Source organism: Nodularia harveyana UHCC-0300, assembly GCF_034931085.1.
In the GTDB taxonomy this organism is placed as follows: domain Bacteria; phylum Cyanobacteriota; class Cyanobacteriia; order Cyanobacteriales; family Nostocaceae; genus Nodularia; species Nodularia harveyana.
Window position 1 is genome coordinate 75584 of record NZ_JAYGHG010000007.1, and the last position, 18189, is coordinate 93772.

Genomic DNA, 18189 nt, shown 5'->3' on the forward strand with positions numbered 1-18189 from the left:
TTGTTGATTAATTTATAACTTGAGTTAACTATTTTGTATTTTTGATATCAGTTCATGCAATGGTATTTTGTAATTTGTCAACATATATCTGGTAAGTTTTATCTGCAACCTCTTGAATAGTTAAACGTGGTGATATTCCATTAGATAACTTTTCCCATAAACCCTCTTCGGTCACTGCTCTGGTGATACACTCAGCTAAATCTGTAGAATCAGCAACCCTAAAATTTAATCCTGACTTTTCATGTTCAACTTTTTCAGCCATGCCACCGATATTACTACATATTATTGGTCTTTTGTGCATGAAAGCTTCTTCTATCACTAAAGGAGCATTCTCCCACCAAATTGATGGAACAACTACCCAATCTATATTTGCTATTAATCTAGCTAATTCTTCGGATTGATAAAGTCCATGGTAATGAACACAATCTTTGGTTTTGTCGAGCAATACCCAAAAGCTATCTTGGAAGGATTTTGGTTGCAATTCCAAATTAGATCCATAAATGTCTAAAGAGATAGTTGTTCGTATTTCTGGTGTCAGTTTTTCTATAGCTTCTAGTAGTACAAGCATTCCCTTATATTTATTGAGTTGTCCAAAGTAAGCAAAGTGGTTTCTCTGTTCACCAACAGCTAGGGTTCTGGGTGGGGTTGGAAGAATCACTGGTTGACCATAGTCTAAATAAATTATTCGTGATCTAGATATGCCCCAGGTCACGTATCTTTCCAGCAAAAAATTACTAGGGGCGATGAATAAATCAACCAATCTCAAGAAGGATTTGATATAAAGCTCTCTAAGTTTGAAGTCTTCCGCACTCTTATCGGGAAAGCATTTATGACAATTATCAGGCTCATATTGGTAGCATAACTGGTTGTTAAATGTTTTTACCATTTGTCCATCATTATTACAAATTGCTAGATATTCATGTAGTGTCATCAAGATTGGGATATTTTTTGAGTATTTACGAACTTCTCTAATAAATTCAAGTCCCAGATGTATGTAATGGTGAAAATGAATAACATCAGGCGCAAAAGACTCTATAAAACTGCGAAATTCCCAATGGTGTAATCGAGTGTTTAACTGAGAAAAATTATAATAATCGAAGTATCCTCCAGTTATTAATATCTCAGAACCATCAGATTTAAAGGTTTCAAAAACGCTAGAAGAATAAATAGGTTTACCTTGTTTATAGGCGAGAAAAACAACATCACAATTATCACGGCTTCTTAATTCTTTGAAGAGGTTATAAGCAGCAATCTCTCCACCTCCTTTGATTATTGCCGGATGTCCATGAGAAATGATTAGAATTTTTATTCTGTTTAGCATATTATTTACATAAATTGGTAATTAAAGATGATTATCACTGATATATTGTCCCCATTTTTGATTAAAAAGCCAACAATTATACTTGGTGCAATTTGCTCGCCATAGTTCCTCATTTTTCTGGTGAATAGATAAGGATTGTCTTTCCAAATGAAATAGTTCTATATCAGGTATATAATAATTTTCAAATCCCTGGGTATGTAATTTCAAGCAAAAATCAGAGTCTTCATAATCTCCAATAATATATTCTTCATCTAGACCACCAACTTGCTCATATAATTGCCGAGAGACCAGCAGACAAGCCCCTGTTACTGCCGGTAGCTTTTGTGGTTTAGAGTCAATCTCAGGAAAGTTAGGTTGTTTTTTACGTGGATGGTAATTAATGAATAAATCACCCCAAGGGCTACAGTTGATAAATTTCATGCCAGTATGTTGAATACTTCCATTTGCATAAAGTAATTTAGCTCCTATTACTCCTACATTATTAAGACTCTTATATATATTGACCAATGATGAAACCCAACCCGATCCTATGGGCATCACATCTGAATTCAAAAGAAGGATTAGCTGTCCACTAGAAACAGATACCCCTAAGTTGTTTGCCCCTGAGTAGCCTAAATTCGCCCCTGAATAGACTGTTTTAAATGGTACTTGGAAAGTGACGGCTTGTGCATCACAATAATCAATAAAATCCTGATATAGTCGAGGATCATCTAGAACATAGATCAACTCATTGTCTTGAAAGTCGGGATCATCAGCAAATAGAGCTAATTGATACTTCATGAAGTCTATTCTGCCATAGAGAGGAATAATGATAGAAACTTCAGGATGAATGACCTTGCTTCCATATTCTTTGACAACTTTGATAATATCTGGCTTTCTCCGATTCTTCCAGATGTTCCTAATAGTAGTTCCCAGATAACCATTTAGAGTTGAACTCATTTGATAGCCTGGAAGAGGGTAAATCCTTAATAGAAATTTGATTATTTGGGGAAGATTATTGGTTTTTTGAAAGCTTATTTTATCTTTTATAATTTCTTGCGATCGCGTAACAAAATAAAAGAAAAATTTGCTCAAAAGCTTTAATATTTCTACGAGAATTTGGAAATTCAGAAAACCCTGTTTAATCATTACTATTGTTTCAATATATAAAAAATGACGATTTTTTTATTAACTACTAAGATTTGCTGGAAATCATATTTGTTGTTTTATTGATGGATAATTAGCATGAAGAATTTGGTATAACTCAAGAAAATTCTCGACATACTTATCTTGACAGTATTGGTCAATAGCCAACTGTCTGCCTCTTTTACCCATTTGTTCTGCTAATTCCTTATTTTGGAGTATTTTTAGCAGCGCATCTGCTAAAGCTTGTGAATCTCCAGGGGGGACAAGCAAGCCTGTCTCATTGTTTTCAACGATTTCAGCGAGTCCACCAATTGCATTTGCTATCACTGCGGTTCCACGCATCATCGCTTCAATCACAACCGTACCAAACGGTTCTGGCCAAAGAGAGGGAACTACCTGTACCCAAGCAACAGAGAATAATTTTTCCATCTCTATCCGTGACATAAAACCATATATTAAGACGTTAGTAGTAATATCTAAGTCAATGATTTGCTGATGTAAAGTTTCTCTTTCGGCTCCATCTCCCAATAATAATAACCTTGCCTCTGGTATCTGAGTTACCACCAGGGCAAAAGCTTTTAACAACACCTCTGCTCCCTTTTCTTTCACCAGTCGAGCCGCAAATGCTACTGTTGCAGGTGATGACAGGGGAGGACGTTGGGGTTGAATTGGTGTACCATGCCAAACTATCTCGACGGAATTAATACCTGCTGCCATTAAATGTTGTTTTACGGCTTGACTAGGAGCTACAAACAAGTTGAAGGCATTGCTCCAATGTTGCCACAATTTCATTTGTATCATTAATGGCAACCAATCCCACAAAGGTAAGCAATGATTCTGGTAACAATTCATACCCATTTTTACTTGGCAAGCTGTTCCATTAGGTAAAATTTTAGTACCAGTGGGACAAATAGATCGATACCAAACAGCATAGTAAAGACTCGGCACATTTTTGAGTAGAGGTAGTATTAAGGGTGAAAGTTGAGTCAAAAATATGGTTACGTGAACTACATCAGGCTGAAATTCTGCGAGGATTTGTTTTAATTTCCCAAAAGCCCAAAAGTTAGCTGTTTGTAATAGAGTACGAAAACTAGATGTTGTCCCAAAACAGTGGTAGTCAGCTTGGCTCTCAGAGTTCATGGGACGGGCAGAACTTGCAAATAGCCGTGCATCGTGACCGCGCGATCGCAATCCATCTCTAAGTGCAATAGTCAGAATTTCAGCCCCTCCTGTCGGGGTAGCATAATCAGTAATTAACAGAATTTTCATAAATATTTTCTATGTGATAGCAAATTAAAAATTTTGCAATTTTGTTCTAAAAAATCCCAAAATATTAGCTATTTGGGAGATAAATAATAAGCCAGAAATTAAAACTTTAGATAGTATCTGGTATTTTGTCATCAATGGGTAAGCTAGTAGCCGCAAATAAAAGTGCAATGGTGCAACTTTCATTGAGGTTTGATTACGCCGTGACCGAATCTGATGAAAGTGAAATGCACCACAACCATAATTAAAATGTTGTCGCCAAAATTTCGGTAAATTGAGATCATGGGAATGGTAGATTATGGCTTGAGGAACATAATATAACGAATATCCAGAGAATAACCAGCGATCGCAAAATTCCCTATCCTCCGCCGCAGCTAAGGGAAAATTAAGATCAAATTGCCCTACTTGATTAAATAATTCCCTAGAAACAGCAAAATTATTAGAAGCGAAAAACTCAGCTTGAGAAGAGTTTAGATTGTAATAATCGTAGATGTAATCAATGAGTAATTGACTGGCTGTGGAGTATGGGTTGTCTGGCAAGGCGTTGATAGTTTTCCCCCCTAAGAGGGCATTTGGTCTATTGGAGAAGGTATTTTCCAGGGCTGAGAGCCAATTTGGATCGAGGGTACAGTCATCATCAGTAAATCCTAAATATTGCCCTTTTGCCAGATTAGCACCTGTATTTCTAGCGGTTGCTGGACCTGTGTTAGTTTGGGAAATTAAGGTGAGATTTAGCTGATTTTGGAAGGGTTTAACCACTGTATCTAGAGATATCTTGCTACCATCATCCACAACTATCACCTCAAAACGATTATCAGGATAATCTAGATTAGCTAGAGACTGCAAGCAATTTGTTAATAGCTGTGGACGATTGTAGGTAGGAATAATAATTGAGAATAAAATCTGATTTTCTAACATTGGATTTTAATTATTTTGGCTCTACCGCTCCCTTTATGACATTTTCGGTAAAATATCCCTGAAAGTCCTACCCTAATTGAATTTGATGCTTTAATTTTTTCAAAAATAGGCAATAGCATTTGTGGTAGCGTCTCGTATCCCTTACGAGACCGAAGGAATAGAGATAGCGCTCCGCAGGAATAGCTCTTAATTTAGACATGGACACCTACAAAGGGATATTTAATCGCAACGGAAGCGGTAGAAATATTATTTTTGCTTAAATCCTTTTTTGTGAACTCTTCATAATAAGAACGTTCTGTTGGATGAGGTTTGATTTTAATTTGCAAATAACTAAACAACATTAGCAATATGTTTCTGTACGCAAAATTCCCCCTACTCGGTCAGCTTGTTCTAATACAATTGGCTTGATACTGTGCTTCACTCCCTCAGCTAGCCTTAACTGAAACTTCTGTAAGTCCTATCCCAGAACCTAGTAATTAATTACTACCCTTGGGGATATGAGTATATAATCCCTGTCCTTGGGTATCGTAAATAAATACTGGCAGATTCACGCGATCGCCTATTACCCCTAAAGATTCTTGCAAAAGATACCAGTGATTGTTCGTCTCCGGATCGTTGGCAAATAATGTGGTGTAAATCAGGTATTCATAGTTAGGGGTGAGGGATACAGCTATTGCAGTTTGATTAATCGTAAAAGTGCAAATGCGAATTTCTCTAGTACAAATTTCATCGAGATCATCACGAACTTCTACCATAACCCTAATGGTTTGGAGTTCTCTTTGTGCTTCCTTAAGGGCGGTGGAATAAGGTTCAATCAGTCTCTGAGATGCATTGTAGTAAAAACTATCTGGAGAAATTTGTTGGATATTTTGTAAAGCCTGATCCCAAAATGTTACTGCTATTTCCCACTGCTTATTTTCTGCGTAGGTTTTGGCTTGATTAGCTGTATTAATGGCTTCTTGATAATTTCTGGCGGCTGTTTGTTCCTTGATAGCGCGATCGCGTGTCTTGAATAGTTGAGGTTGATACTCTGATAACAGTTCTTGGACTTCTGGGTATACCGGACTAGTGGGGGGAATAATATTCAAAGCATTAATCACTATTTGCCAAGTAGACTGTGCTTTTTCCCATTCACTTAAAGATTGAGCGGTGGCTGCCCTTTCTGTAGCTACAATGGCCGCAGCTTTAGCATCATTGATTTTTTTAACCCATTTTTCTTGCCCTAGTAATTCCTGATTGACAGTTTGCAAACTCTGACGATATGTTGATAACCTCGGTTGCACTAGGTCATACATTTCACTACTAGAAGGTATCGCCTCCAATGGTGCGATCGCCACTCGCCATAAATGTTGCATATCTTGTAAATCGGCAAAACTTTTCCCACTAGGAGGCATTTTTTGCTCTGCAACATCCGCCGCCTCTATAGCTTTCACCACCTGCTGAATTTGATTTGACTCCATAGACAAACTAGCTTTTAACTCCTCAGCCTTTTCGTAGCGCGGTGACCACATAGGAATATTGTCTAAATCACTGGTAGCTCTCTCTAGTTGCTGTTGTATTCCCACTAATTCACTTGTGGAATTAACAGTGCGGATCATTTGTTGAGATTCCCAGTTTAACTGTTCAGCAACTTGCAGTTCTCGGCACTCAGACATCACACAAGGACGACTCAGCAAGTAAAATCCACTACCAAACACACAAATTCCCATCAGAGTTATCCCTAGCAGCAGAGATTTCACGGGGAGTTCTGACTGCTCAGTTAACGAATCCGGTGTATCCACCCAAACATCATAGGGTTCTTCTAGCTCATCCTCTATGATTGGTGGAGTATAGGTGAGAGAAGATGAAAGAGGTATGGATGAGCGCACTTTCTCCCGTTGGTAGATCATCAAAGAACATTTAGCGTGAGGAAGTTCTTCGCCAAATTTTTTCAGAAAGCATCGCACGCGCTGTTCTTGGTCCGTTAGTGACGACTCAAGGACTTGTTTCAGTAGCAAAAATATATCTTCAGTCCTAAAAGTCACATCCTCTAGATGTTCCACCAAAATCATTAACTCGTCTTTTTTAATAGCGCACTTAATTTCAAAGGTTTCACCAGAAGGGAATTTTCGCAGAACTTCCTCATGCAAACTCAGGGCTAAAAGTTGTAAGTCTTGCTGTTTAACTGCTACTTTCATAGAAATTTACTACTGATTTTCTATATTGTTTTGTTTATCTAGTCCAAAAGGAAATCAAATAGAACTATGTGGAAATTGGTAGAATTTAACACCATAATAGATGATTGCCAAACAAATGGGAATAACAAATTTATACAGGATTTTTTAAATTTGGTGGCTCATAACATACAAAGTAAAGCATGAATATACATCCCAAGTAGTGTAATACTGTCAATCAGTAAAATTACGGCTCTACTCAGATAATTCCCAGGTTTCTCAGCCCTAACCGCAAGTGAAAAGAAATATTAAGATAAATCATTAAGTTTTTTGACATAAATGCTCATTTTGTTATAAACTGGCAGGTCAACTAGCAAAATCAATCACTTATAGTCAAAACTTACACAAAAACTCTCACTTCGACAAGCTCCCTTCGACAGGTGTTACAGTGAGCTTGCCGAACTGCTCAGGGCATCGCAGTGACCACTCAAATTCTTATTCCTCTGTGTCCTCTGCGTCTCTGTGGTTAATTATCCCGTAATTTATGCGTAAGTCCTATAGTCATAAAAGTATAGTAACTGCTCCCAAATTGAAAATTGTTTGACCGCATCCGATAGAATTAACATATTAAGAAATAAAAAATTATTTATTGTAGATGAAAAAAACTAAATTCTGTAATTATAGTGCTATTAAAAGTGAAAATCAGCACCAGATAAATGCAATGGGCAGTGTAAATACAGGTGCAAGTAAATGGATTTATTAGAATACCAAGTTAAGGAATGGTTTAGTAACATTGGGATTCCCGTCTTGCCTTCCCAAAGAATTGATCATCCTACAGATTTGAAACGGTTAAAAATTAGCTATCCGATTGTACTGAAATCCCAGGTATATGCTGGGGAAAGGGCAAAAGCTGGGGGAGTCAGATTTGTAGGAACAACCATTGATGCGATCGCATCTGCACAAACCCTATTTAACTTGCCCATTGGCAGAGAATTACCAGAAGTTTTACTGGCAGAATCTCAGTATATTGGCGAACAAGAACTTTATCTAGCAGTAGTTTTAGATACGGCTGTCTGCCGACCAGTGCTTCTAGGTTGCACAGAAGCTGATGTTGATTGGGAAGCCGCAGGGGAGAAAATGCACCATGTCGTAGTAGAACAAGAATTTTCTCCATTCTATGCCCGGAGACTAGCGTTGAAAATGGGTTTGCAAGGTAAACTAATGCAGTCTGTCAGTTCTGTTGTAGAAAAAATGTATCAATTATTTGTACAGCAAGACTTGGACTTAGTGGAAATTAATCCCTTAGCCGTGAGTGCATCAGGTGAAGTCATGGCCTTGAATGGGAAAGTCAGTATTAATGAACGCGCCATTGGTCGCCATCCAGATTTAGCAGAAATAGCCGTGAAAATAGCCCACCGTCAGAGCGGAAGTTCCACACGTCATTTAGGCAATTGGGATAGTTTAGACCTGCACGGTAAAATCGGGATTTTAGGCAATGGTATGGGTTCTATGATGGCTACCTTAGATCTAGTCACCAGTGTCGGTGGAAAGGCTGGTAGTTGTCTAAATCTGCGCCATGCTTTCGTCACAGATGTTTCTCCCCGGACTTTTAGCGATCGCTTTGAGCGCGGCTTTGCTGATCGCTTGGCTAAAGGTTTAAATATATTAGCTGCTGACAAAAGCATTCAAGTAATACTACTCAATCTTTTAGGTAGTGTACCTCAAACAGAGGAAGTCTACGCAATTATTCGCAATTTTGTCCAGCCAGAACACCCGGACACCAAATCTACCACTGTCAGAGGTAGCAGTAGAACCAGCCGGGATAACCATTTTCCCCAATTGGTAGTGCGGATTGCTGGCTCGGAGTTTAATATCGCTCAGAATTGTTTAGCTACTATCAATACGGAAACTGATGCTCTCATCGTAGTAGAAAATTTAGATGAAGCCGTCGCCGCATCTGTGCGTTTGGCCAAGCTGACTGCACATAAAAAGGTATGATTTCACCAGCAACACAATCCTGAGTTAGGTACGGCATTAAGTCCTGAATTAGTACAGATAGCTCAGGGCGAGCCTATTTCTTATTCCCTATTCCCTGCTATAAATAAACTTATTCCTTTTATGAACTTAACACCAGACAGCAAAGTATTAATCCAGGGCTTTTCTGAATTTATTACAGCAACTGATATTGCTCAAATGAAGGCCTATGGGACAAATTTGGTTGCTGGTGTCAATCCTGGATATGGTGGACAGCAATTGTATGATCTGCCCATCTTCGATTTAGTAGAGGAGGTAGTGGAGAAATTTGGCACAATTGACACAGCGATTATCTGCGTCCACCCATACCAAGTTTTAGATGCAGCTTTAGAGGCGATCGCTTCTAATATTAGCCAGATTATCATCATTACTGGGGGCGTACCACCATTAGATATGGTGCAATTACTCCGCACAGCCGAAGCCGGGGAAACCTTAATCGTCGGACCCAACAGTCCGGGAATTATTGTCCCAGGAAAAATCCTCTTGGGTACTCAGCCCAGCGAATTGTATACACCAGGCCCCGTGGGAATTGTTAGCCGCAGCAGCACCCTAACTTATGAAGTGGCCTGGGAATTAACTAAAGCCGGTTTAGGACAATCAATAAGTGTCAGTATTGGTAGTGATGCGATCGTTGGTTCATCATTTCTGCAATGGCTGCAAATCCTCGATGAAGATGAAACCACAGAGGCCATTGTTTTAGTCGGTCAACCAGGGGGAGACAGTGAAGAAGCCGCAGCCCGCTATATTTCTGAAGCCATTGATAAACCAGTAATTGCCTACATTGCCGGTAGACACGCACCACCAGCTAAAAATTGGCGACAAACTGGAACTTTAGCCACAGTTATCGGACGTGACCCTAATTTTGGCACAGCACAAAGTAAACTAGCCGCTTTTCAAGCATCTGAAATTCCCGTAGCCGAACGTCCTTCTCTGATTCCAGAATTGGTCAGAAAACAAAATTAACATCCTGGATAGTTTTTCGGGAAGGTCTAACTTGGGGCTGTTCTCTAGGCGGTTCCCTAGTAATATCAGATTGCACTGGTTCTGGTTCTGGTTTCAGTAAAGACCTGATGAACAAAGGTAAGGGGATTTGGGAGGCTTTCAGCCTAGTTTCAAATTCTCTCGCGGTTTCCACATCTTGCAAACAAATTATTAACGTGTGTTCACCAGTTTTCCTTTTTTTCCACTCCAATATTTGCTGGGGTGGTTTGTCTTTTTTGACCTCTTGGTTAATTTCTGCCATTTCCTGGCGGACTTCTGCGACTGTGAGGCGTTCAGATTTGAGGCGTTCTAATATTGGCTGAAATTTATCGTAGCACAGCGCTTTAATAGTGTTGCAATCCAGCAAATCTAGATTGCTGATTTCGATCTCCGCTATGTACTTTCCTACCTTTGCATAGGGGTTTAAGGTGCTTCCTGTCCAGCCAAATAACTCTTGCATGGCTTTTAACTCCGCACGGTTAGAGTTGAGTTTGGCAGAGTAGGCTGATCGGCACATATTAATGAAAGTGCGGGTCATTTGTTGCACTTGTTTTTGCAGATCGGTAAAAACATCTTGATCAATTTGGTCTTTATCTGCTAATCTATGCATAGAGATTGCTCCTGATATATTCATAAGGATTGCTCCTGATGTGGTCTTATGGACTGTTCTTGATGTCGTCTTATGGATTGCTCCTGATGTCGTCTCTGGAAAACGCCTCGCCTTTAGTGGTGAGTTATTTCCATATAAGTTTGCAACTCCCGGTTCACATTGGTATTGTCGCCGGGCTTTGCTATATCTATTATTTTACACTAAATCGGTAAAAATTGCGATCGCATCAGCTATCTTTTAGTATTTTTTTGTTACAATACAGCTTCCGTGTTATCCACAGGGTAGAAGGAGGCAAAAACAGCTATTTCAGCCTCTAATTCCACAACCCCAGCCGTCAAATACTTTCCTGAAATCTTGCTAACAATTTGGGGATATAATCATAGCCATCTACACCAATAATGGCGATGATTTTGGGACGATGTTGCTGTAAAAAAGTTTGGAAAGATTCAGCGCCGATTTGCCCTTTTAAAATTGCCAGTAAACCTGCTGATTGTCGCCATTCATTAGAAGCAATTTGCTCTAGGAGATACATTCCTAAACAGCCAGTGTAAATAGCTTTTTCGGAATTTTGTAAATTATAATAAGCCTTTGCTAAATAGGCTAAGTTGCGCCCTTGCAAATATAAATCACCAGCAATTTGGGCTGTTTTAAACCCATTTTCTAAATAGGGAATTGCTGCTGCTGATTGACCTATAACTAAATAAGCAATACCCAAGCTATTAAAACATAAAGCTTGACTTTGAATATCTCCTATTTGTTCTGATAACTTTAAGCCTTGTTCCAAATAGTTAATAGCGGCTTCATAGACTTCTGTTTCTGCCTGTTCTAGCTTGCGCGCCTGCATAACTTCGCTGTAACCTAAATTAACCAAAGCATTGGCTTCGGCTGTGCGTTCTCCTGTTTGGCGACTCAACATTAAGGCGCGTTGACTGTAATTAATAGCCTCAGTGTAATTCTTTTCTTGTACATAGGTACGGCTGAGGTGGTTGAGATTGGCAATTTCACAGGGGCGATCGCCTGCTTGTCTAGCAATCTCCAAAGCTTCCTGATGAAACTGAATCGAACGCTGATATTTTCCTAACGCCCGTTGGGAATAGCCTAAAAGTGTAAGAATCCTGGCTTTTTCTTGGGTTCCCTCAACTCGTCGCAGTGGTTCATCCAGATAATCTAGTGCATCTCGTAAATAACTGCCCGAAAAAGAGGCGAAAATGCCGCCATACAGGGGAAAATATGACCTCTGGCAAAAGTTTCGCAGAATCTGGAGCATAATTTGAGAACAGCCATTAGTGTAGATGGCTTGACTCTGAAAACCACTGGCTAACTGACTCCAAATGACTGCAAAGGTTAAAAAGGTGGAAATTGATAACTTAGAGCCGGCTTGGACGTTGTAAGCTTGTTGGTCAAACCAATTGACTAAACCTCGTTGTAGGTACTGTAAAACTAATGCCACTTCTACCCAGTCACTGAGGGGAATACTGCTGTTTTTTTCCGCAAATTCAATGGTGGGTTCTCCCATTGCTAAGGTGCGAAGCAGCGATTGGAGTATGTGACTATTAACTTTTTTTGCCCAAGTTGCCCAAGGGCCAGTTTCTCCGGGAACACCACCAAAACCCAATTGCTGATTTTGTTCATACATCCAGCTGACTAGGCTGTCTTGTAATCTTTGCCAAGTGGCTAGACCACGGGTAATTCCCAGGGAGATTTCCTCTAGGTCAGAATTTACCTGAGCAAATTGTTGTAATCCTTTGGCTAATTGCTGTAGTTGTGGGACATTTGGCGGTTGTTTCTGATTGGGGTCGATGACAGCTAAGAATATAGCCAGACGTTCATCTGTAGAGGCTGTGGTAATTTCTTTAACTGCGGTGGCGATCGCTTCTGTGGCTTGATTTTGCTGAGAATATCGTTCCCATTGAGTTTGAATGGTTTTCAGCGCTCTTAATTTGCGGTTCGCTTTGGCTATTTTCAGTTCATCTGTCTCACCATCAATTTGAGCTTGAATGCTACTGAGGCGATCGCTCAACACTAATTCCAATACTTCCCCCGTCCCCGCCACAATATTTTTTTGCAGCATTTGATACACCATTTCTACAGAGCTAATTTTGCCCTTGAGGGTGGATTCGACAATTTGATCAATTAAAACGACATAGCGATCGCGTATGGGCAGAGATTCAGACACTGTAACTGCTGGGGAACGTCAATTTCTATTTTAGGGCATTAGTCATTAGTCATTGGTCAGTAGGAAATTACAATCTTTCTCCCCACACTCCCCACACTCCCCACACTCCCTTACCTCACCAACTGGGCGGCGGAGTTAAAGAACTGACGGTACAATCCTCTGGTGACTAATATAGTTGTGAGCAAATTAGCGATCGCCACCATGAAAATAATTAAAATTTCGTAGGAAACAGCATTTACAGGTGTGATTCCGCCAATTAACTGTCCGGTGGTAATTCCGGGAATAGCGACCATTCCCATGAGCATCATTTGATTAAGAGTAGGTAAAAATGCGGCTTTGATGGCTTGTTTGCGGTACTCATTGACTGCTTGCTGGGGAGTTGCACCTAAGCTTAAGTGTGTTTCTATTTCTACTTGCTGGCTATTAATGGTACTCACAAGACGTTCCCCGGCGATCGCAGCTGCATTCATCCCATGACCTAAGACTATTCCAGCCAGAGGAATGATATAACGAGGTTCGTACCATCTTTCCGGTTGAATAATTAAGAAATTGGTATAAAGAACTGTGACCGTAGTACTGATAAAAATTGCGCCCCCAACCAAGGGTAAAACCTGGGGAATTTTGGGACTGATGCGATTACGGGCAACAATTGCGGTCATAGTCAAAATTATTGCTAAAATCGCCAAAACCCCCCAAACATTGTTTAAAGCAAAGATGAAGTCTAAAACGTATCCCAATACCAGTAGTTGTAAAATAGTTCTACCTGTAGCGATCGCTAAATTTAACTCTATGCCTAATTTTTCCCAAGCTGATAAACCAATGGCGATCGCCATCAAACCTACAGCCAGAGCTAAATCCACCACATCCAACTTGATTAAATCCTGCATTATCCTCACCAGAAAATCTGCACATATTGCTGCGTCATTTTACTTCCTCCCCCCAGTTTTCTCCATTGAACAGCAAGCACACTTGGAACTTTAATTCCACCTCTGGGATCTTGGCTTATATCTATCACGTTTTCTACCTACTAATGGTATCCTTGTCCATAAAATAATTTCCGTAAAAACCCAATTTGATGCTGATTTGGGGCGAAAGTCTTAACCAAGGTTATTAATAAAAATAAACCAGGGCAAAAATTAGTAGTCGGAGAGCATCCTGTGTATTTTTAGATAAAATAAAAACTCATGATCCAAAGCATAAATTCTATTCCTGCCTTTGATATTAAAGAACAATACAGCCATATTGAAGCAGAAGTAAGTGCAGCAGTTTTAGAAGTATTAGCTTCTGGGCGTTATATTGGCGGTCCTGTAGTTGAGAACTTTGAACAACAGTTCGCTGCTTATCATAATGTCAGTAATTGCATAGCTTGTAACTCTGGTACTGATGCACTTTACTTAGCTTTGCGAGCTTTATCAATTGGTCAAGGTGATGAAGTAATTACCACACCCTTTACCTTTGTCGCCACCGCCGAAGTCATTAGTGCTGTGGGTGCAAAACCGATTTTTGTTGATATTGATAGTGATAATTTTAATTTAGATTTGCAGCAAGTAGCCGCAGCAATTACACCTCAAACCAAAGCCATTATCCCGGTGCATTTATTTGGAAAACCTGTGGATATGACAGCACTAATGGACATAGCTAATGCTCATAATTTAGCAGTTATAGAAGATTGCGCTCAAGCCACAGGTGCAACTTGGAATAATCAAAAAGTGGGTAGCATCGGACATATTGGTTGCTTTAGTTTCTACCCTACCAAGAACTTGGGTGGTTGCGGCGACGGTGGAGCTATAACCACAAATGATCCGGAATTAGCGGCGAAACTGCGAGTCCTCAAGGAACATGGGCAGAAAAATCGCTATTACTATGAAGAAATTGGTGTAAACAGTCGTTTGGATAGTTTGCAAGCCGCTATTCTGCAAATTAAACTCCGTTATTTAGATATTTGGAATAGTAAACGAAGTGCGATCGCCGCTTATTACCAACAGTTTCTCAGTCAAATTCCCGGTATTGTTGCACCACAAGAACTAGCCGGCGGGATGAGTGTTTGGAATCAATACACCATTCGTATATTAAGTCAGGGGACAAATGGTGCTATCGCCACCTACAGAGACTCAGTGCGAAATCAACTACAAGAACGGGGAGTAAATTCCATGATTTATTATCCTCATCCCTTACATTTACAGCCAGTATATCAAAGCCTTGGTTATCAGCCAGGACAATTACCAGTAGCAGAGTTAGCGGCTCAACAAGTGCTATCTTTACCCATGTTTCCAGAACTAAAGCAAGAACAGCAAGATCAAGTAATTTATGCCTTAAAAGATAGTTTGACTTAACTAGGACTTACGCAAAAACTCTCTCAAACCCTCTTGACTTCTCCCAAGGGGAGACGCTAACGCGGTAAGCGCAGCTATGCCGAAGGCTTTACGTGTTCTTTGTGTCCTTTGTGGTATGCGCTACGCGCACGCTACGCGAACGTTTTTTCATAATTTCGCGTAAGTCCTGTTAACATACTTCCCCCCATCTCTGCGGGGGATTTAGTATATTAGGCTCAGAATCTTGAGAACTAACTTGCTTACTCCCGCATCATAATCAGATGAAGGGGATCTAATCGAACATACCAAGGAAACGGCCTGTCTTTAAGTGCCATCCATTTTTCCTTATAGAGTTCCACCTGTAAATGATAATCATCAGCACCGTTAGGTAAATCATGCAACTTGATATAAACAGTTGTTCGGTGTTGTGTTTCACTGGTGTCAGCTAACCAGCAGGGAAAGGTATTATCCTCATGGGGTTGATGAGAAAAGCTAATTTGATGAGCGCGAATTCCGACAAAATTTAAAGGTTCTGGAATAGGTTCAATCACACTTAAGCTACATTCCCAGTCCAATGCGGCTATGGTGTGTGAGTTAATCAACCGAGCCGGAGAAAAGTTTTTGCACTCTGTGACTTGAGCCACTGTATATGTTGGTGGTTTATGAAATATATCTTGTTTCGACCCATAGGCGATCGCCTGTCCTTGAGAAAGCACTAAAAGATTTCCACAAACCCGGTAAGCTTCTTCTAACTTATGGGTAATAAACAAATTTATCCCCTGGTACTGGGAAATTACCCGAATCAGCAACTTTTCAATCTGATCTCGCAAATAACTATCTAAAGCCGAAAGGGGTTCATCTAAAAGTAAAGCTTCTGGCTCACTTACCAAAGCTCTAGCCAAAGCCACACGCTGTTGTTGTCCCCCAGAAAGTTGATGCGGATAACGGTCTCCTAAACCCGTCAAATGTATCATCTCCAAGTATTTTGCCACACGCCTGGGACGTTCTGTTTTCGGCAAATCTTGCAGAGCAAAGCCAATATTTTGGGCTACTGTCAGGTGAGGAAACAAAGCATAATTCTGAAATACGAAACCAACCCGACGCTGACGACTAGGAATATTAATCCCCCGTTCACTATCAAATAAAACTCGCCCATTCAAAACAATTCTTCCTTGCGTGGGAGATTCCAATCCCGCAATACAACGTAAAGTCATGCTTTTACCGGAACCTGAAGCACCTAACAAGCCCAAAGGATGTTTATCGGCGGTAAACGCAACATCTAGAGTGAAATCGGGTAACTTCTTATGTAGATTGACTATAAGTTCTGGTTCTGACCTGGGAACCCCGGAATAGTCAATCTTTTCTCGTGCTAATTTTGGATATGAGGAATCATTTTTGGAAATTACAGTATCTTTAAACTGACCAAAAATCAGAAAATTAAACAGTTTTTTCGTAACAGTGTCAGTCTTTCTCCTCCGAGATTTTGCAGGAAATTCAGCAGTAGACCAAGAATTAATCGCCGCAATCACACCTAAAGAAATCGCCACCATCACCAATACCCAAACTAATGCTTTACGCATATTCCCCGCTTCCGCCGCAAAAAAGATGGCGATGGGTATAGTTTGGGTTTTACCGGGAATACTCCCCGCCAGCATTAATGTAGCTCCAAATTCACCTAAAGCCCTAGCAAAAGCGAGAATTGTACCACCAACAACCCCAGGCCAAGCCAATGGCAGAATAATTTGCCAAAATATCCTCCATTCGGGAGATCCTAAAGTCCGGGCGCTGTTGATAAAATCGGTTTCGACTTGCTCAAAGGCTGCTAGCACTGTCTTATACATCAACGGAAAAGCCACCACAGTAGATGCAATTACCGTCGCTGGCCATGAGAAGATCAGAGTTACACCCAGTCCCATTAAAAGTTTACCAACTGGACTATTGATCCCAAATAATAGTAGTAGTAAAAAACCCACAACTGTCGGTGGTAAAACCAGAGGTAAAGTGAAGATACCATCTATGAAACCTCTAGCTCTACCTTGATAATTCAGCATCCACCGCGCGACAATAATTCCCGAAAAAAAGGCAAAAATTGTAGCAACTAAAGCGGTTTTGAGGGAAATCCATAAAGGGGATAAATCAGCTTCCATGTAATTCAATGCTGGTAACTGGGTACAGTGATACTTAATTCATTAGTCATTAGTCATTAGTCATTAGTCATTAGTCATTAGTCATTGGTCAGTAGGAAATTACAATCTTTCTCCCACACTCCCCACACCTCCCACACTCCCACACTCCCTTTAGTTGAGGGGAGTAAATCCGTATTTCTCAAATACTTGTTTTGCAGTGTCACTAGAAAGAAACTGAACAAATTCTTGAGCCGCTTCTTGGTTTTGACTGCGTTGAATCACTGCTATAGGATAAATAATGGGTTTATGACTGTCTTTTGGTGCAGTGGCGACTACTTTTACTTGGTTTGAACTCTGAGCATCTGTCGCATAGACAATACCCGCATCAACGTTACCAGTTTCGACATAAGACAAAACTTGACGGACATCTTTAGCGAAGACAATTTTCGGTTTTATGACATCATACAGGTTCAGAGCCGTCAAAACTTCCTGGGCGTATTGTCCTGCGGGGACACTTTCGGGTTCACCAATGGAAAATCGTTGGACTTGATTATTAGTTAAATCTTGAAAGTTAGAGATACCAGTGGCTGTTTGAGAAGCAATTAAAACAACTTCATTTCCTAATAAGTTTTTACGAGTACTTGGAACTAAAAGATTTTTTTGATCTAAAGCCTCTATTTGTTTTTCAGCAGCCGAAATGAAGACATCAACCGGCGCTCCTTGTTCAATTTGCTGTTGTAGTGAGCCGGAGCTACCAAAGTTGTAAGTAATTTTACTATTGGGATATTTATCTCGGTATAAAGGCTCTATTGCTTTCATAGCATCTTGCATACTCGCGGCTACTGATATTATCAGTTCTGTTCCCTGAGCCTGTGGGGTGGAGGTTACGTCACGAGTGTTGTTTGTTACCTGATTACAACCTACGACTGCTAAAAACGCCACTAATATCCAAGTGGTCAGACTAAAAAAACGTTTGCTTTTCATGGTGCAATTTCTCATTTTTCATAGAATACCAACTTATTGCTATTTTTTACCAATTTTTTTAGTATATGGTTGGTATGCTACTTGTCAATTCCGGGTGTCAACTATAGCTAAGAGCTTAAAATCCTCTAATGGCAAAGTTTCCAGGATCTGTTGTTGTCCTCACGTCCTCGGCGATCGCTATAT

14 protein-coding genes are annotated in these 18189 nt (G+C 40.2%); 4 read left to right on the top strand and 10 right to left on the bottom strand.

Annotated elements, in window-relative coordinates; genetic code table 11:
* Positions 1 to 52 precede the first annotated feature (52 nt).
* The 5 genes from VB620_RS06820 to VB620_RS06840 form a co-directional block, all read right to left on the bottom strand.
* Positions 53 to 1321 carry a glycosyltransferase family 4 protein gene (locus VB620_RS06820; protein WP_323195387.1) on the bottom strand — a complete coding sequence of 423 codons (1269 nt, stop codon included), beginning with the start codon at positions 1319 to 1321 and terminating at the stop codon, positions 53 to 55.
* Between the two features lie 21 nt (positions 1322 to 1342).
* Positions 1343 to 2449 (bottom strand): glycosyltransferase family 2 protein, encoded by a 1107-nt coding sequence (locus tag VB620_RS06825; RefSeq protein ID WP_323195388.1) that lies wholly within the window; start codon positions 2447 to 2449, stop codon positions 1343 to 1345.
* Between the two features lie 63 nt (positions 2450 to 2512).
* Positions 2513 to 3715, bottom strand: coding sequence for a glycosyltransferase family 4 protein (locus VB620_RS06830; protein WP_323195389.1), 1203 nt, complete (start codon positions 3713 to 3715; stop codon positions 2513 to 2515).
* Positions 3716 to 3739: 24 nt separating this feature from the next.
* Entirely contained in the window at positions 3740 to 4630 is an 891-nt protein-coding gene (locus VB620_RS06835) for a glycosyltransferase (protein WP_323195390.1), read from the bottom strand.
* Between the two features lie 476 nt (positions 4631 to 5106).
* The gene (locus VB620_RS06840; RefSeq protein WP_323195391.1) at positions 5107 to 6807 is read right to left on the bottom strand and encodes a hypothetical protein; all 1701 of its coding nucleotides are present in this window, start codon (positions 6805 to 6807) and stop codon (positions 5107 to 5109) included.
* Between the two features lie 726 nt (positions 6808 to 7533).
* On the opposite strand from VB620_RS06840, the gene VB620_RS06845 reads away from it, so the two are divergent.
* Entirely contained in the window at positions 7534 to 8781 is a 1248-nt protein-coding gene (locus tag VB620_RS06845) for an ATP-grasp domain-containing protein (RefSeq protein ID WP_323195392.1), read from the top strand.
* Between the two features lie 120 nt (positions 8782 to 8901).
* Positions 8902 to 9780: a succinate--CoA ligase subunit alpha gene (locus tag VB620_RS06850; protein ID WP_323195393.1), complete on the top strand. Its 879-nt coding sequence runs from the start codon at positions 8902 to 8904 to the stop codon at positions 9778 to 9780.
* On the opposite strand, the gene VB620_RS06855 is transcribed toward VB620_RS06850, so the two are convergent.
* Positions 9764 to 10432, bottom strand: a complete 669-nt coding sequence (locus VB620_RS06855) for a hypothetical protein (RefSeq protein WP_323195394.1) — start codon at positions 10430 to 10432, stop codon at positions 9764 to 9766. The genes VB620_RS06850 and VB620_RS06855 overlap by 17 nt on opposite strands.
* A gap of 16 nt (positions 10433 to 10448) precedes the next feature.
* Between VB620_RS06855 and VB620_RS06860 the strand changes: the two genes are divergently transcribed.
* Positions 10449 to 10649 carry a hypothetical protein gene (locus VB620_RS06860; protein ID WP_323195395.1) on the top strand — a complete coding sequence of 67 codons (201 nt, stop codon included), beginning with the start codon at positions 10449 to 10451 and terminating at the stop codon, positions 10647 to 10649.
* 93 nt (positions 10650 to 10742) lie between these two features.
* Here the strand turns inward: VB620_RS06860 and VB620_RS06865 are convergent, their stop codons facing one another.
* Both VB620_RS06865 and VB620_RS06870 read right to left on the bottom strand, forming a co-directional pair.
* A complete protein-coding gene (locus tag VB620_RS06865; protein ID WP_323195396.1) occupies positions 10743 to 12584 on the bottom strand; it encodes a tetratricopeptide repeat protein in 1842 nt (613 codons plus the stop codon).
* A 110-nt stretch (positions 12585 to 12694) separates the two neighbouring features.
* Positions 12695 to 13471 carry an ABC transporter permease gene (locus VB620_RS06870; RefSeq protein WP_323195397.1) on the bottom strand — a complete coding sequence of 259 codons (777 nt, stop codon included), beginning with the start codon at positions 13469 to 13471 and terminating at the stop codon, positions 12695 to 12697.
* A gap of 297 nt (positions 13472 to 13768) precedes the next feature.
* On the opposite strand from VB620_RS06870, the gene VB620_RS06875 reads away from it, so the two are divergent.
* The gene (locus VB620_RS06875) at positions 13769 to 14917 is read left to right on the top strand and encodes a DegT/DnrJ/EryC1/StrS family aminotransferase (RefSeq protein ID WP_323195398.1); all 1149 of its coding nucleotides are present in this window, start codon (positions 13769 to 13771) and stop codon (positions 14915 to 14917) included.
* Positions 14918 to 15156: 239 nt separating this feature from the next.
* Here VB620_RS06875 and modB read toward each other — a convergent pair whose 3' ends face one another.
* Both modB and modA read right to left on the bottom strand, forming a co-directional pair.
* Complete coding sequence (gene modB, locus VB620_RS06880; protein WP_323195399.1) at positions 15157 to 17043, bottom strand: molybdate ABC transporter permease subunit; 1887 nt, start codon at positions 17041 to 17043, stop codon at positions 15157 to 15159.
* A 150-nt stretch (positions 17044 to 17193) separates the two neighbouring features.
* A complete protein-coding gene (gene modA / locus VB620_RS06885; protein ID WP_323195400.1) occupies positions 17194 to 18006 on the bottom strand; it encodes a molybdate ABC transporter substrate-binding protein in 813 nt (270 codons plus the stop codon).
* Positions 18007 to 18189 lie beyond the last annotated feature (183 nt).